This is a genomic window from Microbacterium maritypicum MF109 (assembly GCF_000455825.1).
GTDB lineage: Bacteria > Actinomycetota > Actinomycetes > Actinomycetales > Microbacteriaceae > Microbacterium > Microbacterium maritypicum_A.
Window position 1 is genome coordinate 1 of the sequence record NZ_ATAO01000010.1, and the last position, 274, is coordinate 274.

The 274-nt window shown below is 74.1% G+C and carries 1 pseudogene; it reads left to right on the forward strand.

From position 1 onward, the window contains the following. Positions 1-274: pseudogene (locus tag L687_RS0120630) on the forward strand (FAD-dependent oxidoreductase); the annotation flags it as partial.

Below are 274 nucleotides of genomic sequence, written 5' to 3' on the forward strand. Positions count from 1 at the left end.
CAGGGCCCTTCCGGCATCGACACGGTCGACGAGCAGCACTCCGCGGCTCGGGAAGCCGGATTGCCGACGCGATTGGCGTCGCCCACCTCACTCCCCGCGACCCCGTTCCCGGTGGCCGCCGCCGTGGCGCTCGACGAGCAGGTCGCGATCGACCCCGTGGCCGTTTCCCTCGCCCTCACCGAGGAGCTTCTCACCGGCGGCGGCACGCTCCACACCGGCGTTCGCGCGACGGGAACCCACGCGTTGGCCGGTCGCGTCGACACCGCGCACGGGC